The sequence below is a fragment of the Vibrio owensii CAIM 1854 = LMG 25443 genome, from assembly GCF_000817815.1.
Classification (GTDB): Bacteria; Pseudomonadota; Gammaproteobacteria; order Enterobacterales; family Vibrionaceae; genus Vibrio; species Vibrio owensii.
On the sequence record NZ_JPRD01000049.1, the window covers coordinates 146,626 to 171,212 of the forward strand.

Here is a 24,587-nt window from a genome sequence, read left to right on the forward strand (position 1 = left end):
ATAATGCTTGGCGTTGTCACGCTAAATTGTTGTAAATTCGAATTCCAATCATACGTCGAACAAAAATTACAAAGAGTCACATTGATGAAGAAAGTGTTAATCACCGGTTTTGAGCCATTTGGTGGCGAGTCAGTTAACCCTGCATTAGAAGCGGTAAAACGATTAGAAGGCAAAAAGCTCAACGGTGGTGAAGTGGTGATTTGCCAAGTGCCAGTAACCCGTTATGAATCCATTGACACCGTGGTTAAGGCTATCGAGCAATACCAACCAGACATTGTCATCACAGTAGGGCAAGCCGCGGGACGAGCTGCGATTACACCAGAACGTGTGGCAATCAATGTAGACGACTTCCGTATTCCTGATAATGGCGGTCATCAACCAATCGATGAGCCAGTGGTTCAAGATGGTCCAGACGCTTACTTTACAACGCTACCCATCAAGGCGATGGCAAACGCTTTACAGAACGCGAGCATTCCATGCCAAGTATCAAATACGGCAGGGACGTTTGTGTGCAATCACCTGTTTTATGGTATCCAGCATTACTTGCGTGATAAATCGGTACGTCATGGTTTTGTGCATATTCCTCTTTTGCCAGAACAAGATGCTTCAGGCAACCAGCCAACCATGTCGTTAGATGTCATCGTCGAAGGGTTAGCGCTATTAGCTCAAGCTGCGATTGATAACGAATCTGACATCACCGTCACCGCTGGCCAAATTTGTTGATACACAAGCAAAATTCAAATCCTTAGATGAGCACCGAGCACCATCAAGCTCGGTGTTTTTGTATCTGTTAAGTCGCTCAAATTTTGTGTGTTATGAAAGGAGTAGCATCGAGCTATAAAGTGAAAAGTCACATGTATTCACTTGGAACTCTCGTTCAATAAAAAAGGCGAACTATCATGAAAAGCAATAGAAGTAAGATCATTGCCCTTTCCTCTGCGGTTGTTTTTGCTTTGGCTATTGCCGCTCTAAAATTCGAAAACACCCTCGGACTACTTCCTATCCTCGTTGCGATTGTCGCATTCTTTACCTGCGTGATTCATACCAGCATGCACCTCTCTGGTGTTAAAAATGCGGATGCATTTGGTTATTACCAACAATCACAACAAACCAAAGCGAAAGCACTGCATAAAGGCTTAGACCCTCGCGATAAAAAGCGTTGAAGCATGTCACATTCTCCGTATACTTTGGCAAAGCATTTAAAGCACAAGCTTGTCGGAGAAAAGCATGTCACATCGAGTACCTACCAACATACTGACGGGATTTCTGGGCGTCGGTAAAACCACAACTATTCTGAACTTACTGAAAAACAAACCAGAAAACGAAAACTGGGCTGTATTAGTGAATGAGTTTGGTGAGATAGGTATCGATGGGGCGATGATGACTGACCAAGGAGCGATGATTAAAGAAGTTCCGGGTGGTTGCATGTGTTGTACAGCGGGCGTTCCTATGTCTGTTGGTATCACGGCTTTGCTACGTCAAAATCCAGATCGCCTTCTTATCGAGCCAACGGGGTTGGGGCATCCAAAGCAAGTAGTTGCGACGTTAACGTCTGAGCAATATCTGCCTTACGTTGATCTTAAAGCAACGATCGCGCTGGTGGATCCACGTAACCTAAGTGACGAAAAGTACCTTTCAAACAAGAACTTTGTTGATCAATTAGACAGCGCTGATGTGGTTATCGGTAGCAAGGTTGACCTGTGTACCAGCCATGACATTGATGTGTTCAACGATTGGGTAACCGATCAAACGCCTTCTAAAGTGTTCAGCAAACTGATTCATGATGGTGACCTACCAATTGAAGTGTTGGATATCGAACGCGTACACGGCAGTGCATCTTCCCACATTGAAGCTCATCATCACGACCATGCGCATCAAGAACCACAATTCCAATTACCTCCTGGTGAAGCCTTTATCCGTAAAGAGAACAAAGGGCAGGGTTACTTTAGCTGCGGTTGGTTGTTCGGAGCAGAATACACCTTTAACTTCGACCAACTGTTCTCAATGCTGTCTGATCTTACGGCAGAGCGTGTCAAAGCCGTAATGAATACTGACCAAGGCTGCTACGCATTCAATGTTGCGAATGGCATCGTATCTGTAAATCAGATGAGTTTAGAAGGTTTTGAGTCTCGCATCGAAGTGATTGACTCACAATTGATGCCTTGGGAGCAGTTGGAAGCGATCCTACTCAAGCTTTGTGGCATTGCTGAATAAGCACGCACGAATATCAAACGAGGCCCGAGCAGATGCTTGGGTCTTTTTCTATAAATTTTCGTTGTTGAGACGATAGAAAACTATCATCGTGTCAAATCTATATATATGTGATTTGTATCACTATAATCGCCGGCTTTTCTCATACAACAAGAAACCGGAGACCACTTGAATCCTGCCTTTACTTTCTCTGAATTGAAGTTCTTTTGTTTGCGTTTTGTCGCGATTTTCTTTCTGCTTGTCACCGTATTTGGTGCCATTATCCATTACGACAAGTCTGCGTCAGAAGAAGCAGAGAAGAGCAATATTCGTGTTCAACAAAAAGCGCTTCTAGAAGGCAAGAAACAATACATTGAGTGGGTGATGGGCTCTGTTGTAAGAGAAACCGCTTTGCTCTCCGACATTATGGAAGCAAGACAAGTGTACAACATGGTTGAGTTGCTTCCTGAAGCTAAAAGGGATGACGAACTGGCGCGGTTAAGCACAATTTTAGAGGCCGTTAGTCAAAGAAAAGAGGTGTATGACCAACTTCGTTACTTGGACTTGGAAGGCAATGAAGTGGTTCGTATCAACTTTAACGATGGACATTCTCAGGTTGTACCCGAAGAGCAGCTACAAAACAAACGTCATCGCTATTACTTCAATAAAGCATTGCAGCTAGGTTGTCGAAAAATCTACGTATCGCCTTTAGACCTAAACGTCGAGCATGGTCAGATTGAAGTACCGCTCAAGCCTATGATTCGTCTGGCAACACCTGTTTTTGACGAGGAGGGGAAAAAGCGCGGGATCGTTATGGTTAACTATCTTGCGAAGTACCTTATGGAAGGTATGGCGCTGTTTAATCTCGATATGGGCACCAACTACATGCTGCTCAATAAAGACGGTTACTTCTTGTTTAACAAAGAACATCGCGATACCGAATTTGCGTTTATGTACGATCATCGAAGTGATGAGACGATCTACAATAGATTTCCAGATTTGGCGGAACAAATTCGTAATACGCTGTCAGGGCAGATAGAGACTGATAAAGGTATTATGACGATTGAGTCTGTTGGTGCCGTAGACCGCATAAATCCATACTGCTTTCAGGATTATCACGTCAGCGAGAACAGCTCGACGGCATGGAAGTTGGTTTCTTACGTCGATTTCAGTGAAAGGAAAGAAATCGCCAGTTCGCAATACGAGCGAAAATGGCTAATGCAAGTTGGCGTGGTTATGAGCATTATTCTGGCTTACTTTATCGCGCGTTTTCAGCTTCGCGCATTCGTAGACAACCAACGCATTCATCATTTGGCTCATCATGACAGTCTAACGGGGCTTTTAAACCGAGCAGCGTTTCAAACTGGTGCGACAGAAACCATATCGCAGAGTGTTAAAACTGGGAAGAAGGTTTGTTTGGTCTATCTTGATCTTGATGGCTTCAAGTTCATCAATGATGAATATGGGCATGCCGCAGGCGATAAAACCTTAGAACATGTCGCATCTGTCATGAATCGTATATTTGGAAGCAAAGCGTTACTAGCACGCTTGGGCGGTGATGAGTTCGCTATCTTGTTGAGTTCTCAAGAGCATATGCAAAATCCAGAGCACTATGCGGCGTCTTTGATTCAATTGATTCAAGACCCAATAGAAGTGTTACCTGATACCTTCCATCAAGTGACAACCTCGATTGGCGGCTGTTACACAAAAGGGCAAGATTGCACTCTAGAAGAGTTAATGCATCAGGCAGACATGGCAATGTACGAGGCGAAGAAGGCGGGTAAAAACCAATACTTCTTTATTTGAAGCCAGAATGAGAAGGCGTATGTAGGATGGGAAAGCCTTATACGCCTTTGGTGTTCGGCACAGACTCTGTGTTGATGTTTAAAGTGCCAGAGATAACATCGGTACCATTGATTCGAAGACGATCAGCTGATCTTTCTTCATTGATTTTGGATTATTTAGTTCCAAGTTCTCTCGGACATGACTTTGGTCGATGTCATAATCAACATAACCAGATTTAACTTCAACGTTAGTAGGGGATGTAGCAATCGACTTAACTTGTCCCGACCAGTTTAATGCTATACCTGCAGCACTCACATTCATTGAAAGGCTCATTAGCACTGCAGCTAAAAGTTTTTTGTTCATGATAACTCTCCTTGTTTGTCTTACGATTCTACATCGACCGAAAATAAAAATCCTTAAGTGATAAATTTGATATCAGTTAGAGGTGAGTAACTGGTAATGGGCGTGTGTATTTGAGGCGACAGGGAGCGAGAAAAAGTTAAAGACTTATGTGTTAATTGTCGGATAGATGCGAGTAGCAGAAAGGAAAGTAGCCAATCCCTGGCAGAAAATTATAGATCTAGTGATAGTGTCGGAATGCCTAACTCCATAACTATAATCTGTTCCTTATCGAAATTCTTTGCTGATAATTCAACGTGTTCGCTATACAGAACAAAGTTCACCTTATCTTTTTGTAATTCAACATTGGCCGGGGCTTGTCCAATTGAAGGCACAGAGCCAGACCATGTTAGTGGAGCAGTTGCACTGTAAGTATTCAATGAAAAAACAGCGAGAGCTAATAGATAATATTTCATGGTTTCTTTCTCTTAAGGTATATGAGTTAGTGATTAAATAGTGCGCAGCGTATGTCTTTAAATGTGCAACTGGTTTGATATTTATCAAGTGGTAGGCATTATGAAAAAAGATTTTATAAAATGCTAATTTATGAATAACAGATGGGCTATTGATTAATTTAGAAGTTCAAAAGAAGTGAATATCTAAAGGATGTGAAGAAGAAAAAGTGAGATAAATCACTTGAATTCGGGTATAGTGCACGGCTAAATTTTCAAAGCTATCTAGTGGTTTGTTTAAGGAATACGCTCAATGTCATTTTCATCTCAAGGTTTTGCGCCAGAAGTGGTTAAAGCACTGGCAGAATGCGGTTATGAGAAGTTAACGCCAATCCAACAGAAGGCGATTCCAATGGCTCGTCGAGGTCATGATATTTTCGCTACTGCACAAACAGGTACGGGTAAAACCGCGGCCTTCTCTTTGCCAATGATTCAACGTTTGTTGGACAGTGGTCGTAATGCTTCTCGCAAGACAGCACGTGCACTTATCATGGCTCCGACTCGTGAATTAGCAGAGCAAATCGCAGATAACATCAAAGCATACACTAAGTACACGAACCTCTCAGTTGCGGCGATCTTTGGTGGTCGTAAAATGTCTTCTCAGATTACGGCTCTTGAGAGCGGTGTAGATATTCTGGTTGCAACACCAGGGCGTCTAGAAGAGCACATTGAGCAAGGGAACGTTTCAGTAGCAAACATCGAGTTTCTTGTATTTGATGAAGCCGATCGAATCTTGGATATGGGCTTTATCAATGCCGTTCGTAAAATCATGCTAGATGTGGATACCGATCCTCAGATCATGATGTTCTCTGCGACAACCTCTACCCAATTGAATGTACTAGCAAGAGATATTCTACGTAAGCCAAAGCGTATTGAAGTAGAACGTGCGAACACAACAGCACAAACCGTTGCTCACGTACTTTACCCAGTTGATCAAGAACGTAAAACAGAGCTGCTTTCTGAACTTATTGGTCGTAAAAACTGGAAACAGGTATTGGTGTTTGTGAACTACAAAGAAACCGCAAACGACGTAGTAAAAGAGTTGAAACTCGATGGCATTAAAGCGGTTGTTTGTCACGGTGACCGTGCTCAAAGTGCTCGCCGTCGTGCTCTTGAAGAGTTCAAAACAGGCAAAGTACGTGTGATGGTTGCAACTGACGTCGCGGCGCGTGGCTTGGATATAGAAGACCTACCGCACGTAGTGAACTACGACATGCCATTCCTTGCAGAAGATTATGTTCACCGTATTGGTCGTACGGGTCGTGCTGGTAAACAAGGTCATGCCGTTTCGTTTGTTAACCGTGAAGAAGAATTAACGGTAGTGCAGGTTGAAAACCTAATTCAACAACACATCCGTCGTATTGAACTAGCGGGCTATGAACCAAAGCAACGTGAATCTTACATTGAAAAGCTAAACTCAAAACCAGCTTTCAAGAACCGTCAAGGTCGTCGTAACAACCCGAACCAATCGGCAACAGATCAAGGTTCTGCAGAGCGTCGCCTAGCAATGGTAAAACGCCTGAAAGCGCGTCGTTCAACTAAGTAACGAACAAAAACGCCCCTCACGAGAGGGGCGTTTTTGTTTGTGTTGGTAAGCTCTTAGTTCATCCCAATGAAGTTGGGTTCTCCACGATAAATAATGCGGTCATTCCCACGATGAATTCCGAACGTGACTACTGTCGGCGGGTTATCTTCGTCTGCGTCACTCTTATCCCAATTGTACTTGAGCCAAGGTAAGTTATTGCCTGCACTGCTCAAGTCTAAATGGAAGCGAACTTGCTCTCGTGCTGAATCTACTTGGCTGGCTACGATATCGTAGGTTCTGCCCGCAAGCATGGTGCCTTCTCCGGATAATAAAGTGTTATCAGCCGGAGAATTAGACCAAATTGGCGTGCGTGTATGATGCTGCCCATTGGCCGTGGTTGCGCTGTCCTCAAAGTGGGTCACGAAGCGACCGTCTTGCCATACTTCGACGTCCAGTGGAACCTTGATTGTCATACCTTGGTTGCCACCAACGTCTTTAAAGTTGAGTCTGCCAAAACGGATATCTGGCTGCTGTTTTAAGATATGTAAATCGTCATAGAAATCTATCTCATCAACCTCTTCAACAAACGCTAAACCAATTTTGCTTTTGGTTGAGTTCGAGTCTTTGTTGAATGGACCATCAGGGTAGTTTCCGTCTGTTTCATCTTTTTCCCAGCAAGGGCTATTGTCGCAATTCGGATTTCCTGAGGCTTTTTCGATTGTGAACGTGCCGATACTTGCGTCTCCGACCAAGTTCCATTCTACTGAGTTAGCAGCTGGTGGAATAAAGCGATTAACGTAGTTACTTAGTTCACCTAAATGAAAATGTTCACGAAGGCTGGCATTGAAATACACGTAGTTCTGAATATCTTCTTTCTTTGCATTAAGTGCGACCACGTCATAACTTACACGCTCAAATGGCTGATTCATATAAATGAAGTCTTGCTTTGTTGGGTATGTCCATTTGGCTTCACGCGCCTTGAAGTACTTAGCGTAAAAGCGGCCAACATTTCGATAGCCTGTGTTGACTGTCATATCTAAATATTGACTGTCTAATTTCGCTTTAATCTTCAAACTACCAACTTCTTCCCAGTACAAGTCGGAGAAGGTGTATTGAGAGTTCTCGCTTTCGGTATGACTACGAGTGAGTGATAAAGTACTTTCCAATAACTTCTTCGTCTGACTTGCGGTTTCGGTGGGTGTTTTTTGCTTACTGCTTAAAACGATACTGGCTGCTGGGGCATCTTCCAACATGAAGTTATGGGTGATGTCAGCACTGCAGTAGTTTTCTGTATTTACTTCTTTAGTTAATGAGCCTCCACTTTGCCAGACGATCGGTTTCACTGTGAGAGAGAAATGTTCGCCAGCAGCAATAAAGCCCGGTCCACTTTCGGAAGTGCCGGAGGCCAGTGCTGTTGAACCATCACAGATGGCTAGCGTCCAAGGTCGTGACTTCACATCAAATGTTCCTTCAACCTTTACCGAACCTTCATCTGGACACTCCTGAAACCCCGTACATTCGAACGTATCGGAGAGCCTGACGGAGAACAAACCTGATTCATTGGTAATTAAACCATGGCTAGAGAGGCCGTCTTTGAACTCGGCAGAGTAACTGAAGTTTCCTTCACTGCCGCCTACAGGTTTGATGAGAGGATGGGTGACTTGGGGTGTTCCGTCGTAATTTGTCGCAATAACCTGTTCACCCGTTGCAGCACAAGCCAATAAACGTGTGTTCACGGTTTTTGATTTACCAGCAATAACATGGATTTCATCAAGTGAACTCAGATCCTCTGCATAAGCTTCGAACATGTATGGCGTAAACATAAACTGCACCGTCTGCGCCTTTTTCATGTCATCGACAATTGTAAAACTGAGGGTGTAATTTGAATCGAGCGAGATAGCGTCGATATCGTTAGATTCGACTTTGACGACTAACGTACCGTCGTCTTTTGAGATGAAGTTGGAATCATCAATTTTCTGTTTTCCTTCAACCATCTCAAGCGTGAATAGGTCAGGATCGGAAAGGGAAGCTAACACCTGAGCACTGGTTACTTCACCATTGTTGGTTGTGGTTACAGTAAACTGAGGCAACTCATCACCACACATTAACGCCATGTCTTCTGCTGGTGTGACAACAAGGTCGAAGTCATCTTCGGTTGGGGGAAGCATGCTACATACTGGAATGTCTTCTGCGGTAATAGGGCACACATCAGAAGCATAGTCACAACTAGATAACCCAATACCACAATAGCGTTGAGGTGAGCCGTTAATAATCTGAGAAAAGCCTGGTACCGTTGGTAGTTTTAGTACGTCACCACATAATTCGGTATCAGCCAAAAAGTTAAGTGTTTGAAAGTACTTAACCGAAGTGTCCGTATCATAAACGGCTCCACCAATCGTGGCTGAAGCGCCTTTAGATTGAACCGTGCCGTAAGCCGTAACACCATTGAGCTCTAAGGTACTGTGAGCAACAATATCACCAACAACATAGTGTTTGGTTAATGAATTCGAGGTGTCCATCTTGAACAAGTGACCATTAGATTCGACATTCCCACATACGTTTGTGTTGGTTAGCTTAGTTGTACTATGAGTGACGATATCTCCGATAATGGAGTTGTATTGCCCGGTAACCGTTAAAGCAGAGCCTATAAGATCGATCTTGCCTTCTAGCAGTAGGTTTTTGATTGACATAGGGTATGAGGCTTTAAGGTTACCGAAGATAACGCTGTGCTTGGCACGATAGTCATCAATATTGTTGGCGTCTTGGTTTAACACTTTGATCGCGGCTGCTGGAGCGGTAAGGTCGATCGGTTTGTCCGAAGAGCCAATTTTGTTGTTGCCTTCAAAAGTCATACCCGCATGGGATTTTAGAGTAATTCTTGCGGTAGGCAGAGATGAAATAATCGCGTGCCCAACAGGTAATTCGATCTTGCCACTACATGAGTAAGTAGTACCGTCATTTTCAATAGTGAAGCCCGATGCTGAACTGCAGATTACGTTAAGTTGTGTGAGATCAGCGACGTCATAAGTCGTCGCTTGACCATAAACAGGGAAGAGAAGTGCTGTACCTAAAAGGCTAATAAAGCGCATCATCAAGTATCCTAAATCTAGTGGAACTTAATGGCACCAAGCGAGAGTGAGTAAAGTACTCACAGAAAAGGCATAAGCGTTCTTATTTTGATTTTATGTGTCGCTTACTTATTGAACTGCGGTGTTTTTTTATTCGTATGTTATACCAAGTTCATATGTCAGGTATTAAAGCTTGAATGTGATCTGAGTTCAAGTCTTGAGCCTGAAGTGTGTCGCACTTTTGAGGGAATAAATTGTTAGAAAATAATAAGAAAGGGTGATTTAGAGGTGATAGCTAAAGGTTAGAGATTAAGCCAAATCGGACAATGGCTCTATCTCTATAAAACTGACTAAGCGGCGTGGTCAATCAATGGTGCCATTTGATACAACTCTTCAAGAATTGCTTTGGTTTGCTTCGAGTAAATAAGACGATCTCGATCACCGATTAACTGAATCGCTTTTATCTTTCCTGAAACCAAACACAGACGAATGGTACGAAGTACCATCTGAATATCCAACGCAGGCGTGCCGTCTAAATTGTTTTTCGTTAATAGTGATGCCAAATCAATCGACATGACGATTTGATCGCAATGATCAAGATAGTTGCCCACATGTTGCTTAAGATGGTTGCGGTAACGGAAAGTAAACTCTCGGTCTGTTACCCAATCACAACCTTGGTCTTCGGCGTATTCCCATGCTTCTTGTTTGGTTTCTTGTTCGCTCACACCAGCGAAAAATAGATGGACGTTTTGGTAACGAGACAAGGCAAAGTGAAAGGCTGAGCCAATTCGCGGTTCCAGTGTCGCATTGAGGTTTATTTTATGGCCAATATTGATGATACCTATCTCATCGTTATCACAAACAACGACCGGTAACATCGACAGAATAGCTTCTGTGCAATTTGATAGAACGACCGGAATAGAATGGCGTGACAAAGATAAGCTGAGGGCTTCTTGAAAGTCACCACTATCGATTTGGTGATGAGAAAAATGGCCAAGGTTAGCGGCAGAGACCTGATCATGTTGTTGGTAAAGCCAATCACGGGCATTTTCTAAACTTTGGTCAGCTAATTCAAACGTTCCATGGCTCATCGGGGCTAAATGCTCACATACCGTCATAAAAGAAAAAGGGTAGTGGTGGATAGGTTTACTAGCTCGATGAAGTTTGTAACGTTTGAAAAAGCTCAACATGGTGAATTACCTTTCTGGCGGCAACGCCCTCGCTGCCTGCAACACATGCAAAATGATACGCTGCTTATCCTTTTCGACTCGGTGGGCCGGAGCCATCACAGAGACTGCACCAATCAGCTTACTTCCTTTCATGACTGGTGCGCTGATGCCAGATACACCAGGATCAATTTCTGATGTACTAACAGCGTATCCGTTCTTACGGATGGTGCTGAGCTCTTGTTCCCACTCGCTGAGACGATGATCTTGCCCAAAATGACGCAAGATTTTTTCGCAACGGCTTTGAGGCATGAAAGCCAGCATCACCTTAGATGAGGCGCCACGAAGCAATGGTTGACTTTGACCCTGGACGTAGCTGCATCGAAGCGCCTGCATACTCTCTTTTTGTCTGACACAAAGCGCACGATAACCAGATGGCACCATATAAGCCGCCATTTCACCCGTTTGTTGAACCAAGCGAGCAAGGATGGTTTCCACCATATCCAAACCGTGCTGAGCGGTTTCATAGCTGTGCATTAACAGCAGGGCGGCAGGACCAACTACAAATGTTTTGTCGTGTACGCTTTCTTCAATCAGGTTCCACTCTTTGAGTAGCTTCAAGTGTCGATAAAGACTGCTCAAAGGTACATTCAGTTGTTCACTGAGCGTTTTCGCAGAGACTGGGAACTGACTAACTGCGACTTGCATTAGCAATTGCAGCGCCTTTTCGTTTACCTGATTAGCGTTGGCTTTGTTTGTCGTCATGAGCGTGTTGTAACGTGATAATGGGTAGGCAACAACTATAATTCTTAATAGCTGAGAAAAGGAAAATAATTAGAAATGGATATTCTCACACAGTGAGAAAATAGCCTATTAATGTTTTCTTTGCCTGAGTTGGGTGCCAACGGGAATCTGACTGACAAGGTATCCATGTCTCTATGAACGACTTGGGAAGAAGGGAGATAGGCAAATTTTGTGTGAATTTCTCTTCACTCATCTCTATGAAAGCAAGAATGTTGATACACTCTGTCTCTGAAATGAGCCATGTATCAATAACTCATTGTTATGTTTGCACCTTTGTAGCTTGTTAACCATACTCAATCTGTAGCGCTGATTAATGCCTCTGCTTACTCTGGAGTGTTTTAAGTGTTTGATGAGTAAGTGTTAATGGCTTTCTTCTTCCTTGTTCTTAAAGATAAGAGATAACTTCTAGATGATAAATAAAGAGCTTTTTAAAAAAGCCATCATATACTTGCTCCCGTTACCTCTTATCGTCGCGGAGGTGTTCTATTTAGCGCATCAAAGCGTCCAGCGAAATCTAGACCATATTCTTGATAAAAACCTCCAAGTTGCGGATGAAATTCTGTTTCAAATAGAGACAGAGAATCGGACCGCTCTGATTAATCCGGAAAGTTGTGAAGCGATACAAAAAAATTTGATGTTTGAAAGGCACATCGACGAGACCCTGATTGTAAAAGATGGCCAGATTATTTGCTCCTCGAAGTTAGGAGCAATGGATCGTCCGATGGACAATTATGTCCAGCTATATCGTAAAGGAGAGCTCACTTTAGGCCATATTACAGGCTACCCTGACCAAGTCTTATTTCTGATCACACCAAAAGAGGATGCTCCGGAATACCAAGCCGTTACTATCGTTGATAGAGACCACTTTGGCGCGACTATTGGCTATCGTAGTGATGTACGTTTAAAGCGTTCGGCCATGTTTGTTGGTAAGGATTCTGCACCTAAAGATGCTTCTATGAAGGGCGAAAATGCCGTGTCGCTCGGCTCCTCAAAGCTGTTTGATTATAAGGCATTAGTGGAAGCCAGTGACTTTTACGTTGAGCAAAAACGCTTTTCTTATATCGTTTCTGCCATTCCTATTTTGCTCGCGTTTTACCTTTTGATCTTCATAATTAATCGCTTTATCGACCCTCAGCGAAGTCTTGTCTCCGAACTTAAAAAAGCACTGAAGAAGCGTGAACTCGTGTTGTATTACCAACCTCAAGTAGATACCAGTACGGGAGAGACGTTTGGTTATGAAGCCTTGATCCGCTGGCCGCATAAACTGCGAGGCTTCATCTCTCCTGATGAATTTGTACCTGCGGCAGAAGAGAGCGGCTTGGTTGAATTGCTTACCGACTTTGTCTTGGATAGAGCGTGTGAGGACTTCTCAAAGGAAAAGTTTGATCATCCGATTCATCTTGGTGTGAATGTCCCTCCGGGCTATTTCACGGGTTCTCATATAATAAGAAAAATTGAAACGATTCATCGCAAGTTGAAAGCGTACAACGTTGACCTCAGCATTGAGATTACCGAAAGGCAATTGATTGATGGCAACGCACGCAACCATATTACAGCGTTAAGGCTACATGGTATTCAGGTGCTCATTGATGACTTTGGTACAGGGCAGACCGCACTGGCGGTACTTCAACACATGAAGGTTGATTATCTGAAGATAGATAAATGCTTCATAGACACAATTGGTATTGAGAGCGTGAATTCTACAGTATTAAATGCGATTGTGCGTTTAGCAGGGGATTTGCGAGTCGATTTGATTGCCGAAGGTGTAGAAACCCGAGAGCAGGCGGCATATTTAAACATGCTTGGCGTGAAACTGCATCAAGGGTATTTATATGCCAAACCACTCCCATACGCAGAAGTGGTCGGCAGTAAATAGGGCTTTAATCGATGTAACCCTTGTACCACTGAGTTTGATCATCGAACTTAAACTCAAGATAGTTATGAATGCTATCCAAGCCATCTTCTTGATAGTGAGAAACATAAAGAAGCTGGCTTAGGTTCTCTTTGGCAATTAGCTCTAGCGTGTTTTTCACCAGCACTCGCCCCAAGTAGTCCAAGCCTTGGTATGGTTCATCCAAAATCAACAGCGTCGGTTGTTTTACAATGGCTCGTGCAATCAGTAGTAAACGTTGTTGCCCGTATTCGAGTTGCTTAAAAGAGGTTTTCTCGTACTGCTCCATGTGGAGAATCGACAGCCATTCTTTCGCGATGTTGATTTCTTTTTTACTTGGCTGGGAATAGAGACCAATTGAGTCATAAAATCCGGATAAGATCACCTCTAAAGCGCTGCAATTGACGCGATATTGGAGGTGCAATGCCGAAGACACCATACCAATATGTTGTTTGATTTCCCAAATGGTCTCGCCAGTGCCGCGTTTTTTACCAAAGATGTGGATGTCGTTACTGTAACACTGTGGATGGTCGCCAAAGATCAGTCCCAATAACGTGCTTTTCCCGCAACCATTTGGTCCTTTCACTTGCCAGTGTTGACCTTTATCGATACGCCAGTTTAGGTCGGTGAAAATGGTCTTCTCGGTGTATTCCACTTTCCCGTTTTTTATCTCAAAGATAGGATTATCGAAGTGCGTTGAATGTTGATGCTGACGAATCAACGTCATCATCTCTTCGCTTTGTTTTTCAGACTGGGATTTGATCTGTGCGATGATAGGGTGTTTATCCCAGCTTTGCTTGTCCATGGTGCTATCGAGTTTGCCACCATTAAACAGCGCAATACGCTCTATCCAGTCAGGCATGTCAGATTCACGAGAGAAGGTAATCAGCATTTGTACTGATTGAGAGAGTGTTTGAAGGTAAGTAGCCAATGACGCACGGTGAGCGATATCTAAACCAGTGAATGGGTTATCTAGCAGGACGAGGTCAGGTTTAGCCGCAAGCGCTCGGCCAAGCATAATGCGTCGTGTTTCGCCTGTTGAAAGCACTCGAAAACCGCTTTCAGTTAAGTGTGAAAGGTCGAGATCTTCAATCAGAGTCTGTGTGAAGACTTCATCTTGGCAGACTTCAAAAATCAACTGGTAAACGGAACTGCCTTGGTCAATACAGTCAAGAAAGTCGGTATCGTCCTTTTCTATCTCGAGTTCCAACAATCGTTGTTGCTCGGAAAGGGATACCTGAGTAATATGGCAACCCTCAATGTTCAGTTGACCGGATTCAGGCTTAATTTCTCCGCACAGTAAGTCACCAAGCATCGAACTAATATCGCCCTCAGAGCTAAAAATACCCCATGACTGTCCGGCTTCAATCTGCCAATCGTCGATAGAGAGAGTAGAAGTGTTTTCCTTTGCAGTGAGCTGATGAAATTGAATCGGCATTGTGTCTGTCTTCCATGATTTATTGTTATCTTGCTCCTAGTTATAACAAGTCTTGAGTCTTCATAGAACGAATTGATGTGCGGATTTTTTCGTCGATTGCGATAAGTGCGGAGTTGGTCAGTAAATCTATAGGAAAGTGAAAGGTAAGAGTACGTAGTGGGGGAGCAAACCAAGAGGGAACAAGCTGTTCTGTATTTCACAAGATTCAAAACGACGAAAGCCCGTTGATTTCTCAACGGGCTTTCTAAATGTGGGGGGAGTTCGGGGACGCCTAGTCTGGGCTTGCATTCAAGGAGGGATTTGGGTTAATCCCTTTAAATCACTGAAATACGAAAGAGCCCGCTAATCTCTTAGCGGGCTCTTTACTGGAATGTGGCGGAGAGATAGGGATTTGAACCCTAGATACGCTATTAACGTATGCCGGTTTTCAAGACCGGTGCTTTCAACCACTCAGCCATCTCTCCGTTGCGGGACGTATAATAGGGTGAGGTAGAAACGTTGTAAAGCATTGTTTTAATGAAAAAGAACTGTTTGCTTGTTTTGTGGTCACATCCATAGAGAGGATTGGTACGAAAGAGCATCAAAAAGGGTAGTTGTTACAGTATTTTGTAGATTATTTACTTTATGTTGTGGTTACTTAATAAAATAGTGTTTTATTGCTATCTTTATGAAAAGTAAGAAGTAAATGACTTTGAGTATACATGTGTTCGCCCGAAAGTATTTGCAACATAGTGTGAGTTAATTCAAAATTAACTGGTATAGCCAGTTGTGCTTGAATTTATCGAAGGGTTTTTATGAAAGTCACGAATCTATTTAAAGACAAAGTTGGTGCGATTTCCGCTCACCAATCAGAGTTTATGAATTGGATGTCTCCAACGCTACGCGATTATTGGGGTGACTTTTTAGGTCGAGCACAAAGCAGCTTCTTATTTTCTAAAGTGCGTGATCACCAGCAGCCAGCTGTAAATGAGGAAGTCATTTCTCAACCAGATCCAATTGTCCTAAAACCTGAAGCGCAAGTTCTATTTGATGAGCTAAGCGAGAAAGTGGGCGAAGTGATTCATGTGGGTGATTGGGTTCATGTATCTCAAGAGCGTATCAACCAATTTGGCTCGGTAACTGAAGATATGCAATGGATTCATACTGACCCAGAACGTGCTTCAACAGAGTCCCCATTTAAAACTACGATTGCTCATGGTTTCCTTACGTTGGCACTTCTGCCTAAGTTGACCGATTCTGTTGATCCAGAAAATCCAATGTTCCCAACAGCGAAATTGGTGGTGAATCTAGGTCTGAACCAAGTACGTTTCCCGTACCCAGTGAAAGCAGGCAACAACGTACGTGCGTCAAGTACACTAACTAAAATCACGCCAATCAAGAAAGGTCTTGAGATTGAGCGTGAAATCAAAGTAGAAATTGAAGGCATTCGTCGACCAGGCGCTGTGGTTGTTTCAGTGATTCAATTGCACTTCTAATTGCATTCTAAGATTCAAACAAAAAAAGAGAGCCGAATTTGGCTCTCTTTTTTTATGTCTGCGGTTTATTGATTAAAGCTTTTTACTGGTGTGTAGCCGTAATCTGCAATCGCTTTTTGACCTTGTTCCGATTTCAGGAACTTCACGAAGTCTTTGCTGGCTTTATCCAGACCATCGACCTTGTACAGAACCAAGAATGGACGCGCCAATTTGTACTTGTGGTTAGCGATGTTGCTCGCCGTTGGATCCGTGCCTTCAAACTGAATGGCTTTTATTGATCGATCAACAGAGCCAACCGAGATAAAGCCAATCGCATGTGGGTTATGGTTGACAATGGTTTTCACCATGCTGTTGCTGTTTACCACAAGGTTGTTTGGGTTAATGTCTGAAACCAAACGGTTGTTGATGATCTTGGTAAGACCTAGCAAACTTTCAAAGCTGTAACGAGAGCCAGAAGAAGCTTCACGTGTTACCACGGCGATAGGTTGATCGTTGCCGCCGACTTGTTTCCAGTTGTCGACTTTACCTTTGTAGATATCAAACAATTGTTGTTCCGAAAGGTTGGCTACAGAGTTAGTGCGGTTAACAACAACGGCAAGACCATCATAAGCGATAGGGAATACGTTGAGGTCTTCGCCTTTCTCGCTTTCCGTTAGGTAGCGCGAGCTCATGCCAATCTCAACCACGCCTTTGTTCACCATCGTGATGCCTGCGCTTGAGCCAATACCCTGAACGGCAATGTAATCATCAGGGTGCGTTTTATTATACTCTTCAGCCAATACATCCATTACGCGTGCAACAGAGGTTGAACCTGAAATATTGACTTCTTTTGCCATAGCAGAAGGAAGGGACAGAGCCATGGCTAGTAAGGTCGCCACAGAAAGACGTAACATATTTAACTCCATATACGGTATATAGCAGCGCTCATCATATTTCGTTCAGGTTACACTTTTGTGAATGCAGATTGATATCCATAGCGAATGATCGATTGCGCTCGCTTTATGTTGATAACTATCAATAATATCGGGTGGGTGGGTTTTACTGATTTGAAGCGAAAGAGGTGACGCAGTTAGCTTTTCGGCATCAAATGGGATGCTATTCTAGGTTTGAGCGGGCGCATGCCCCGATGGTGATTTCTGCCTCTCTCAGGCACTTGGGTATATACTAAGAACAACATATCAGGAGTACGCTCATGTCCGTGTCTCAAATGGCGACCAGTCGCTTGCACAAGTTGGTTCAAATGCTCTGCGCTAGGCGCAATGTAAATTTGCCAGTCGAAGCGCTAGGGAAGTGCTTATACGAGCCTGTAGAGAACGGTGTCGAGCTTTATCATGCGCACTTCTTACTTGATTCACAACACAGTGAATACACGTCTCCCATCGCTAAAATTCTATTTGATGCTAAAACTCAGCTTTGGTGCTTTTATGTGCCGATCTATCGTGAAGAAGAATTGGTCTGGGTACCTTATGAAAAGCTACCGAGTAGTGAAACGCTTGAGGTGCTTCTCGCCGAATTAGAAAGCGACCCTCAAGCGTGTTTCTGGGATTAACAGATTTCTCAACCTGCTGGTGCGTAACGTGCTAATCGTTACTTTGCGATTTGGCTACGAAACTCTTTTGGCGTAATGCTGTAAATCGATTTAAATGCTGTACTGAAGTGGGCGGCACTCTTAAAGCCTGATTCAAATGCAATCTGAGTGATCGATTTCTGCGATACGCGCAGTTGTGTCGCTGCGTGGTTAATACGTTTCACCTTCAAAATGTGCGAGAACGAGAGGTTTTCCGCGGCCAACCTACGTTTTAATGTCGCGATGGACATGCTCATGTGCGTGGCTAAGGCTTCTAAGGTGATGTCTTTCTCAATGTTCTTTTCGATGTACTTAATTGCCTTCTGAGAGGCGGTTAGGCTGCTTGCATCATCAATGATTGACAGAATGTCCGGCTGCACTTCGACCATCAATGAGAGTAGGGCGAGGGCAATATGACCTTGAGCATACTGAGGTGCTTTATTGTCTGCTAACTCAATTAACGTGTCTTTAAGCTGTGCAATGGATGATTGGCTTTCTGAAGAGAAAGGGTAGAAGCGGCGCTCTTCGGTCTCTGACTGCACATTAGGATGCACAGATTTAAACTCACTAAACAAACTAATATCAAAGACGAGTGCAAGTGCTTTGAAATTGCCTGGTTTGGCTTCAGCACTGCGCAAATCTGCGGAGTTATAAAGCGTAAAGTCTCCTGCGTTTAGTTCAATTTGTTCACCACTAGGCTGATTAATAACGAGTGAGCCTTCTTCAACAACGTATAAGCCGTTGTGTGTAGCGGTGTAGCGTTCACTTTTGCGAGCAGTGAAGTGATTAAAGCGAATGATCTCAATGTTCGGCATATTCGTTCTTATCTTTCTTGTATGACATACAAAAAAGGCGCTCATTTGAGCACCTTTAAACTTCAATCGGTATTACTCACTCACAGTTTCTTCTGTTTGTGGTGCTGGTTTATCAGCGAATACCTGGGTCGGCTTTGCAACGATGCTGCGGTTCTCTTGGTTTACGTCTGTTAGAACGATTTCCAATGTGTCACCTAACTTGTATACCACTTCTTTGTCGATAGAAATGGTACCGTTGTCGCCGTTACACTCAATTCTTTCTTTATTATCAAGAATCAAGCTACCAGGAATAAAGGCTGCTGCGCCATTTTCGAGAAGTCGGACACGTGCACCAGCACGATTAATATCGAAAATCTCACCTGTGAAACACGTTTTCTTGTTTGGCTCGTCCGCTAGAGTGCGTGCGTATAGCCAATCAGACACGTTTCGCTCGGCAATTTTGTGATGTTTGCGGTGCAGAGCCAGCTCTTCGCCCACTTCATCATCTGGTTTTTGAACAGGTTCTTTGTTCAAAATTACAGCTTTCAGCATGCGATGGTTGATCATGTCGCCGTATTTACGAATTGGTGAAGTCCAAGTCGCGTAGATATCAAGACCCATAGCGTAATGAGGAAGAGGTTGATTACCTACTTCACTGTACGTTTGGAACTTGCGAATGCGGTTATCTAAGTATGAGGTCTCTTGCTCACCTAACCAGCGGCGAAGTGCTGCAAAGCCTTCTAGTGTTGCGATAGATTCTGCAGTGAATTCTAGTGTGCCTTCTGGGTTAACCAGTTCAACCACTTCTTCAATCTTCTCTGCTTTTAGGCCTGCATGTGTGTTAAATACACCAGTGTCGAACTTTTCACGCAGAGTACGACCTGCACAGATGTTCGCCGTGATCATCGACTCTTCAACAAGGCGGTTTGCGCTACGACGCATGTCAGCGTGGATTGCTACCACATCGTTGTCTTCGCTTAGTTCGAAACGGTAGTCAGGACGATCTGGGAACACAACTGCGTTTTTCTCACGCCATTCAGCACGAGCGCGAGAGAAGTCGAATAGGTCGTGTACAATCGTCGCAATCTCTTCTGATGGCTGCCATTTCTCTGAGCTGCCATTTTCTAGCCAGTCAGATACGTTGTCGTATGCTAGACGAGCGTGTGATTTGATGTTTGCTGCAAAGAAGTTAATGTCATCACCAATCACGCCATCTTTACTTACAGTTACTGTACAGCAAATAGCAGGGCGGACTTCGCCTTCAATCAGAGAACATAGGTTATCTGCTAGATCGCGAGGCAGCATTGGGATGTTACGACCTGGTAGGTAGATAGTGTAGCCACGTTCGCGAGCCACTTTATCCATATCGTCTTCAGGTGTGATGTACGCTGTTGGGTCTGCGATTGCGATAGTCAGCTCGAAATCGCCGGATTCTGTTTTCTTCGCGTACAGTGCATCGTCCATATCTTTGGTTGATTCACCATCGATAGTCACGAAAGGAACGTGAGTCATGTCTACGCGTTCTAGATCCGCGTCGTCTTTCAGTTCCCAGTTCTCAATGCCTGCCGGCTCAGAGTTAGGTAGATCGTTTTGAGCAAGCGTTACCCACCAAGGTGCAATCTTGTCGTTTGAATCGGTAATCTTCTCTGAAATTTCTACAAAGAAAGAGTTATCGCCTTTAAGCGGGTGGCGAATAAGATGCGCGACAACCCAGTCACCTTCAGCAAATTCATCAGGTTTTAGACCTTTCTTTAATTTCGCTTTAAGAGAAAGCTTTTTCAGCTGTGGGTGATCTGGCGCTACGTTTAGCTTGCCTTTGAACATTTTTACTCGGCCAATAAAGCGAGTTACGGCTTGTTCTAGCAGCTCTTGTGGTTCTGCGACTTCGCGTTCGTTTTCTGTGCGGATGATGGCAACTACTTTGTCGCCGTGCATGCACTTTTTCATGTACGCTGGTGGGATGAAGAAGCTGGTTTTACTGTCCACTTCCAGGAAGCCAAAGCCTTTATCAGTTGCTTTGATTGAGCCTTCTTTTTTAGGCAGGTTTTCTTGGATTTGCTGCTTAAGCTGAGCTAATAGCGGATTATCTTGAAACATCTTTTTTTAACTTACCAATGGAATTGGGCACACTATAATCATTGCGCACTATTATTACTACCTAAAGCACACAAATTCGCTGTGAATTATTGATGAATTGAACAGCTTGTTGGTGCTTTTCTCTCCGGAGAATCGGGGGAGAGGTGGAAATTTATGCGAATAATACCATTAGTGAGAATAAATTGTGATGTAATTCAATTTTTTCTAGCTTTTTTTATGCATTTAAGGAATAATCCGCCTCCCTTAGTCGTCCCTAATGGCTTATCGCGGTTGTGTACTGTGCTAATTCCTGTCTGAATGGATTTAGTAACTGGATGGATCAGTATCGAATTGGAAGAGCATATGGGACTGTTTTTTTGTTTAATTAAGTAGGATCCCAATGCAAGATTCTGTTATTCAATTCAGCGATTTATCTCTGAATGATTCTATCCTTTCTGCTCTAGACGGAATGGGTTTCGTGTCACCAACTCCAATTCAGGCTGCGGCAATCCCACACCTATTGGAAGGTGCTGACGCGCTGGGCAAGGCACAAACGGGTACAGGTAAAACGGCAGCATTCTCTCTGCCTCTTCTAAACAAGCTAGATCTTGATCAACGTAAACCACAAGCAATCGTTCTTGCTCCAACTCGTGAGCTAGCGATCCAGGTTGCGGCTGAAATGAAAAACCTTGGTAAAAACATCAAGGGTCTTAAAGTTCTAGAAATCTACGGTGGTGCATCTATCGTCGATCAAATGCGTGCTCTTAAAAACGGTGCACACGTTGTTGTTGGTACTCCTGGCCGTGTTCAAGACCTTATCAACCGTGAACGTCTACATCTTGACGAAGTAAATACTTTCGTACTTGATGAAGCGGACGAAATGCTAAACATGGGTTTCGTAGACGACGTAACTGCGATCATGGAGCACGCTCCTGAATCAGCTCAACGCGTTCTATTCTCTGCAACTATGCCTCCAATGCTGAAAAACATTGTTGAGCGCTTCCTACGTGAACCTGTAACAGTTGACGTTGCTGGTAAGAACCACACTGTAGACAAAGTTCAACAGCAGTTCTGGGTAGTGAAGGGCGTAGAGAAAGATGAAGCTATGTCTCGTCTTCTTGAAACTGAAGAAACTGACGCGTCAATCGTATTCGTACGTACTCGTCAAGACACTGAGCGTCTAGCTGATTGGCTATCTGCACGTGGCTTTAAAGCTGCTGCACTGCACGGTGATATTCCTCAGTCTCTACGTGAGCGTACTGTTGATCACATCAAACAAGGTGTTATCGACATCCTAGTTGCAACTGACGTTGTTGCACGTGGTCTAGACGTTCCACGTATTACTCACGTATTTAACTACGACATCCCATTCGATGTTGAGTCTTACATCCACCGTATCGGTCGTACTGGCCGTGCTGGACGTAAAGGTAAAGCGATCCTTCTAGTTCGCACTAACCAAATCCGCATGCTTCGCACTATCGAGCGCGTAACTAAGTCATCTATGGAAGAAATCCAACTTCCTCTACGTGACCAAGTTGCTGAAGCTCGTCTAAGTAAGCTAGCAGCTGAGCTGGAAGCTGAGAAAGAGCACAAGTCACTAGACAAGTTCGCTGAGCTAGTAGAGAAACTACAAACTTCTCTAGAGATCGACCCAGCGATGCTTGCTGCAATGCTTCTTAAGCGTCAGCAAGGTAAACGTCCTCTATTCTACATTGGCGAAGACCCAATGGTTGAAGCGATTGAGCGTGACAAGCAACGTCGTAAAGAGCGCCGTGAAGGTGGTCGTGAAGGCGGCCGTAGCTTCAACACTCAAGATTGGGATACTTACCAGCTTCAAGTTGGTCGTGAGCAAGGTGTTCAAGTTAAAGACATCGTTGGCGCTCTAGCAAATGAACTAGGTCTTGGTAAAGGTTCTATCGGTGCGATCAAGCTAGCGCAAGGTCACACATTCGTTCAGCTACCTAAAGCAATGACTTCAGATGCTGCGAACAAGCTAAGCAAGCTACGTATCCGTCAACAAGATGTTGGTGCTGTAGTATGTGACTTCGATGACTTCCGCGAGTCTCGTGGTGGTCGCCGTGACGGTGGTCGTCGCGATGGTGGTCGTCGTGATGGCGGTGGTTACCGTGGCAACCGCGAAGGCGGCAACCGTGGTGGTGAACGTCGTGAAGGCGGTCGTCGCGAAGGTGGCTTCCGTGGTAACCGCGATGGCAACCGTGATGGTAACGGTAACCGTGAAGGTGGCGAACGTCGTTTCGATCGCAACCGTGGTGGTGATCACCGTGGTGCGCACCGTGGTGAACGTGGTCACGGCCGTGGTCGTCGCACGCAAGACGCATAATATCCGCACTCTATTGCATTAAAAAATAGTTGAATTTGAAAGCCGAGCATTTAGCTCGGCTTTTTTGTCTCCGCTCTTCTATACTCTACTCATTCAAAAAAATTCGTAATATTTTTGCTTTATTCTTCATTTATTGATGTTTTTAAGTGTCTGATTCCACTTTAGTTGAGTGAGGCGATATATTTCACGGTTAAAATAAATTTTAAACTTGCGATAGATCAACAAAAATTACGCAAACGAACAACTAACACTAAAAGATAGTTGAAAGATTAAAAAATTATTGAATAATAGAAGGCACAAACAAGAAGTACGCAGCGCGGAAGCGCAATTACAACCTCTGCTCCACAACAGGAAACTATTTCATGTCTAATTCGTTTGTACTGGTGATCAACTCTGGTAGCTCATCACTAAAATTTGCAGTAATCGACTCTCAATCTGGCGATGCTGTGCTAAGTGGTCTGGGCGAATGCTTTGGTCTATCAGACGCTCGTATGAGCTGGAAATTCAACGGTGAGAAAAAGGAAGTCGCAATCGAAGGCGACGATAGCCATCACAAGATCGCTATTGGTAAGCTGGTAGGTTTAACCGAAGAGTTAGGTCTGGCTCAAGACATCGTGGCTGTAGGTCACCGTATCGTTCACGGTGGTGAGAAGTTCACACAAACTGTTCGCATTACTGAAGAAGTAACGGCTGAAATCGAAAAACTTGCAGACCTTGCTCCACTACATAACCCTGCAGGTGCTATCGGTATTCGTGCTGCTATCGAAGCGTTTCCAAGCCTTCCTCAGTTTGCTGTATTTGACACTGCATTCCATCAAACAATGCCTCAACGCGCATTTACTGGTGCAATCGCGAAAGAACTTTACACTGATTTCGGCGTACGTCGTTACGGTTTCCACGGCACTAGCCACTACTTCGTAAGCCGTGAAGCTGCGAAGATGATTAACAAGCCAGTGGAAGAATCTAGCTTCATTTCTGTTCACTTAGGTAATGGTGCTTCTGTTTGTGCAATTAACAACGGTGAGTCTGTTGATACGTCAATGGGCTTCACGCCTCTGTCTGGCCTAATGATGGGCACACGTTGTGGTGACCTTGACCCAGGCATCATTGAGTACCTTCTTAAGAAAGGTTGGTCTCAAGAGAAAGTGTTCAACTCTCTGAACAAAGCTTCTGGCTTCTTAGGTGTTTCTGGCCTAACAAGCGATGCACGCGGTATTTTGGAAGCGATGGAAGAGGGTCACGAAGGTGCAACTCTAGCATTCCAAGTATTTACATACCGTGTGTCTAAATACATTGCGTCTTACCTTGCTGCTCTTGATTCATTCGACGGCATCATCTTCACAGGCGGCATCGGCGAAAACTCAATGCCAATCCGTAGTGAAATCCTGAAGAACCTTAACCTTCTAGGTTTCGTTGAAGATGTAAAAGGTAACGAAGACGCTCGATTTGGTAACGCAGGTGTTGTTGCTACATCTGAGTTGCTTGGTGCGAAAGCGCTAGTTATTCCTACCAATGAAGAGTGGGTTATCGCTCAACAGTCGGTGGAACTGCTGTAAAACGGCAAAAATTTTGGGAACTAAGTCAAAGCCCTTTCCGGTTGGAAAGGGCTTTTTTTA

The 24,587-nt window shown here is 44.0% G+C and carries 19 protein-coding genes and 1 tRNA gene; 10 read left to right on the top strand and 10 right to left on the bottom strand.

Annotated elements, in window-relative coordinates; all coding sequences use genetic code 11:
- Positions 1-84: 84 nt before the first annotated feature.
- The 4 genes from pcp to H735_RS23555 all read left to right on the top strand — a co-directional run bounded on the left by pcp (position 85) and on the right by H735_RS23555 (position 3,996).
- A complete protein-coding gene (gene pcp, locus H735_RS23540) occupies positions 85-723 on the top strand; it encodes a pyroglutamyl-peptidase I (RefSeq protein WP_027726622.1) in 639 nt (212 codons plus the stop codon).
- 176 nt (positions 724-899) lie between these two features.
- On the top strand, positions 900-1,163 hold the full coding sequence (locus H735_RS23545) for a hypothetical protein (protein ID WP_009704690.1): 264 nt from the start codon (positions 900-902) through the stop codon (positions 1,161-1,163).
- Positions 1,164-1,227: 64 nt separating this feature from the next.
- Positions 1,228-2,214, top strand: coding sequence for a CobW family GTP-binding protein (locus H735_RS23550; protein WP_020195302.1), 987 nt, complete (start codon positions 1,228-1,230; stop codon positions 2,212-2,214).
- Positions 2,215-2,379: 165 nt separating this feature from the next.
- Positions 2,380-3,996 (top strand): sensor domain-containing diguanylate cyclase, encoded by a 1,617-nt coding sequence (locus tag H735_RS23555; RefSeq protein ID WP_020195301.1) that lies wholly within the window; start codon positions 2,380-2,382, stop codon positions 3,994-3,996.
- Between the two features lie 78 nt (positions 3,997-4,074).
- Here the strand turns inward: H735_RS23555 and H735_RS23560 are convergent, their stop codons facing one another.
- Both H735_RS23560 and H735_RS23565 read right to left on the bottom strand, forming a co-directional pair.
- Entirely contained in the window at positions 4,075-4,338 is a 264-nt protein-coding gene (locus H735_RS23560; protein ID WP_020195300.1) for a hypothetical protein, read from the bottom strand.
- 209 nt (positions 4,339-4,547) lie between these two features.
- Positions 4,548-4,790 carry a hypothetical protein gene (locus tag H735_RS23565; protein WP_020195299.1) on the bottom strand — a complete coding sequence of 81 codons (243 nt, stop codon included), beginning with the start codon at positions 4,788-4,790 and terminating at the stop codon, positions 4,548-4,550.
- Between the two features lie 289 nt (positions 4,791-5,079).
- Between H735_RS23565 and H735_RS23570 the strand changes: the two genes are divergently transcribed.
- A complete protein-coding gene (locus H735_RS23570) occupies positions 5,080-6,372 on the top strand; it encodes a DEAD/DEAH box helicase (protein WP_020195298.1) in 1,293 nt (430 codons plus the stop codon).
- A gap of 53 nt (positions 6,373-6,425) precedes the next feature.
- On the opposite strand, the gene H735_RS23575 is transcribed toward H735_RS23570, so the two are convergent.
- The 3 genes from H735_RS23575 to H735_RS23585 all read right to left on the bottom strand — a co-directional run bounded on the left by H735_RS23575 (position 6,426) and on the right by H735_RS23585 (position 11,350).
- Positions 6,426-9,443, bottom strand: a complete 3,018-nt coding sequence (locus H735_RS23575) for a DUF6701 domain-containing protein (protein ID WP_020195297.1) — start codon at positions 9,441-9,443, stop codon at positions 6,426-6,428.
- A gap of 326 nt (positions 9,444-9,769) precedes the next feature.
- Positions 9,770-10,609 (bottom strand): arginase, encoded by an 840-nt coding sequence (locus H735_RS23580; protein ID WP_020195296.1) that lies wholly within the window; start codon positions 10,607-10,609, stop codon positions 9,770-9,772.
- A 6-nt stretch (positions 10,610-10,615) separates the two neighbouring features.
- Positions 10,616-11,350 carry an IclR family transcriptional regulator gene (locus H735_RS23585; RefSeq protein WP_005442559.1) on the bottom strand — a complete coding sequence of 245 codons (735 nt, stop codon included), beginning with the start codon at positions 11,348-11,350 and terminating at the stop codon, positions 10,616-10,618.
- Between the two features lie 448 nt (positions 11,351-11,798).
- Here H735_RS23585 and H735_RS23590 point away from each other — a divergent pair, with 448 nt between their 5' ends.
- Positions 11,799-13,265 (top strand): EAL domain-containing protein, encoded by a 1,467-nt coding sequence (locus H735_RS23590; protein WP_020195295.1) that lies wholly within the window; start codon positions 11,799-11,801, stop codon positions 13,263-13,265.
- Between the two features lie 4 nt (positions 13,266-13,269).
- On the opposite strand, the gene modF is transcribed toward H735_RS23590, so the two are convergent.
- The gene (gene modF, locus H735_RS23595; RefSeq protein ID WP_020195294.1) at positions 13,270-14,718 is read right to left on the bottom strand and encodes a molybdate ABC transporter ATP-binding protein ModF; all 1,449 of its coding nucleotides are present in this window, start codon (positions 14,716-14,718) and stop codon (positions 13,270-13,272) included.
- A 373-nt stretch (positions 14,719-15,091) separates the two neighbouring features.
- Positions 15,092-15,182: transfer RNA gene (locus H735_RS23600), tRNA-Ser, on the bottom strand.
- Between the two features lie 330 nt (positions 15,183-15,512).
- Between H735_RS23600 and H735_RS23605 the strand changes: the two genes are divergently transcribed.
- Positions 15,513-16,193, top strand: coding sequence for a MaoC family dehydratase (locus H735_RS23605; protein ID WP_005440645.1), 681 nt, complete (start codon positions 15,513-15,515; stop codon positions 16,191-16,193).
- Positions 16,194-16,258: 65 nt separating this feature from the next.
- On the opposite strand, the gene H735_RS23610 is transcribed toward H735_RS23605, so the two are convergent.
- Positions 16,259-17,086, bottom strand: a complete 828-nt coding sequence (locus H735_RS23610) for a phosphate ABC transporter substrate-binding protein (RefSeq protein ID WP_020197227.1) — start codon at positions 17,084-17,086, stop codon at positions 16,259-16,261.
- Positions 17,087-17,385: 299 nt separating this feature from the next.
- On the opposite strand from H735_RS23610, the gene H735_RS23615 reads away from it, so the two are divergent.
- Complete coding sequence (locus tag H735_RS23615) at positions 17,386-17,742, top strand: DUF3024 domain-containing protein (RefSeq protein ID WP_020197228.1); 357 nt, start codon at positions 17,386-17,388, stop codon at positions 17,740-17,742.
- Between the two features lie 38 nt (positions 17,743-17,780).
- On the opposite strand, the gene H735_RS23620 is transcribed toward H735_RS23615, so the two are convergent.
- The gene (locus tag H735_RS23620; protein WP_020197229.1) at positions 17,781-18,575 is read right to left on the bottom strand and encodes an AraC family transcriptional regulator; all 795 of its coding nucleotides are present in this window, start codon (positions 18,573-18,575) and stop codon (positions 17,781-17,783) included.
- Positions 18,576-18,647: 72 nt separating this feature from the next.
- Entirely contained in the window at positions 18,648-20,651 is a 2,004-nt protein-coding gene (rnb, locus tag H735_RS23625; RefSeq protein ID WP_020197230.1) for an exoribonuclease II, read from the bottom strand.
- A gap of 379 nt (positions 20,652-21,030) precedes the next feature.
- Between rnb and H735_RS23630 the strand changes: the two genes are divergently transcribed.
- Together H735_RS23630 and H735_RS23635 are read left to right on the top strand one after the other, a co-directional pair.
- Positions 21,031-22,971 carry a DEAD/DEAH box helicase gene (locus H735_RS23630; RefSeq protein WP_020197231.1) on the top strand — a complete coding sequence of 647 codons (1,941 nt, stop codon included), beginning with the start codon at positions 21,031-21,033 and terminating at the stop codon, positions 22,969-22,971.
- A gap of 362 nt (positions 22,972-23,333) precedes the next feature.
- Positions 23,334-24,527 (top strand): acetate/propionate family kinase, encoded by a 1,194-nt coding sequence (locus H735_RS23635; protein ID WP_020197232.1) that lies wholly within the window; start codon positions 23,334-23,336, stop codon positions 24,525-24,527.
- Positions 24,528-24,587 lie beyond the last annotated feature (60 nt).

Excerpts from the sequence above, each read along its gene's own strand:
- pcp (WP_027726622.1), top strand. The coding sequence starts at position 85 with ATGAAGAAAGTGTTAATCACCGGTTTTGAGCCATTTGGTGGCGAGTCA.
- H735_RS23545 (WP_009704690.1), top strand. The coding sequence starts at position 900 with ATGAAAAGCAATAGAAGTAAGATCATTGCCCTTTCCTCTGCGGTTGTT.
- H735_RS23550 (WP_020195302.1), top strand. The coding sequence starts at position 1,228 with ATGTCACATCGAGTACCTACCAACATACTGACGGGATTTCTGGGCGTC.
- H735_RS23560 (WP_020195300.1), bottom strand. The coding sequence starts at position 4,338 with ATGAACAAAAAACTTTTAGCTGCAGTGCTAATGAGCCTTTCAATGAAT.
- H735_RS23565 (WP_020195299.1), bottom strand. The coding sequence starts at position 4,790 with ATGAAATATTATCTATTAGCTCTCGCTGTTTTTTCATTGAATACTTAC.
- H735_RS23570 (WP_020195298.1), top strand. The coding sequence starts at position 5,080 with ATGTCATTTTCATCTCAAGGTTTTGCGCCAGAAGTGGTTAAAGCACTG.
- H735_RS23575 (WP_020195297.1), bottom strand. The coding sequence starts at position 9,443 with ATGATGCGCTTTATTAGCCTTTTAGGTACAGCACTTCTCTTCCCTGTT.
- H735_RS23580 (WP_020195296.1), bottom strand. The coding sequence starts at position 10,609 with ATGTTGAGCTTTTTCAAACGTTACAAACTTCATCGAGCTAGTAAACCT.
- H735_RS23585 (WP_005442559.1), bottom strand. The coding sequence starts at position 11,350 with ATGACGACAAACAAAGCCAACGCTAATCAGGTAAACGAAAAGGCGCTG.
- H735_RS23590 (WP_020195295.1), top strand. The coding sequence starts at position 11,799 with ATGATAAATAAAGAGCTTTTTAAAAAAGCCATCATATACTTGCTCCCG.
- modF (WP_020195294.1), bottom strand. The coding sequence starts at position 14,718 with ATGCCGATTCAATTTCATCAGCTCACTGCAAAGGAAAACACTTCTACT.
- H735_RS23605 (WP_005440645.1), top strand. The coding sequence starts at position 15,513 with ATGAAAGTCACGAATCTATTTAAAGACAAAGTTGGTGCGATTTCCGCT.
- H735_RS23610 (WP_020197227.1), bottom strand. The coding sequence starts at position 17,086 with ATGTTACGTCTTTCTGTGGCGACCTTACTAGCCATGGCTCTGTCCCTT.
- H735_RS23615 (WP_020197228.1), top strand. The coding sequence starts at position 17,386 with ATGTCCGTGTCTCAAATGGCGACCAGTCGCTTGCACAAGTTGGTTCAA.
- H735_RS23620 (WP_020197229.1), bottom strand. The coding sequence starts at position 18,575 with ATGCCGAACATTGAGATCATTCGCTTTAATCACTTCACTGCTCGCAAA.
- rnb (WP_020197230.1), bottom strand. The coding sequence starts at position 20,651 with ATGTTTCAAGATAATCCGCTATTAGCTCAGCTTAAGCAGCAAATCCAA.
- H735_RS23630 (WP_020197231.1), top strand. The coding sequence starts at position 21,031 with ATGCAAGATTCTGTTATTCAATTCAGCGATTTATCTCTGAATGATTCT.
- H735_RS23635 (WP_020197232.1), top strand. The coding sequence starts at position 23,334 with ATGTCTAATTCGTTTGTACTGGTGATCAACTCTGGTAGCTCATCACTA.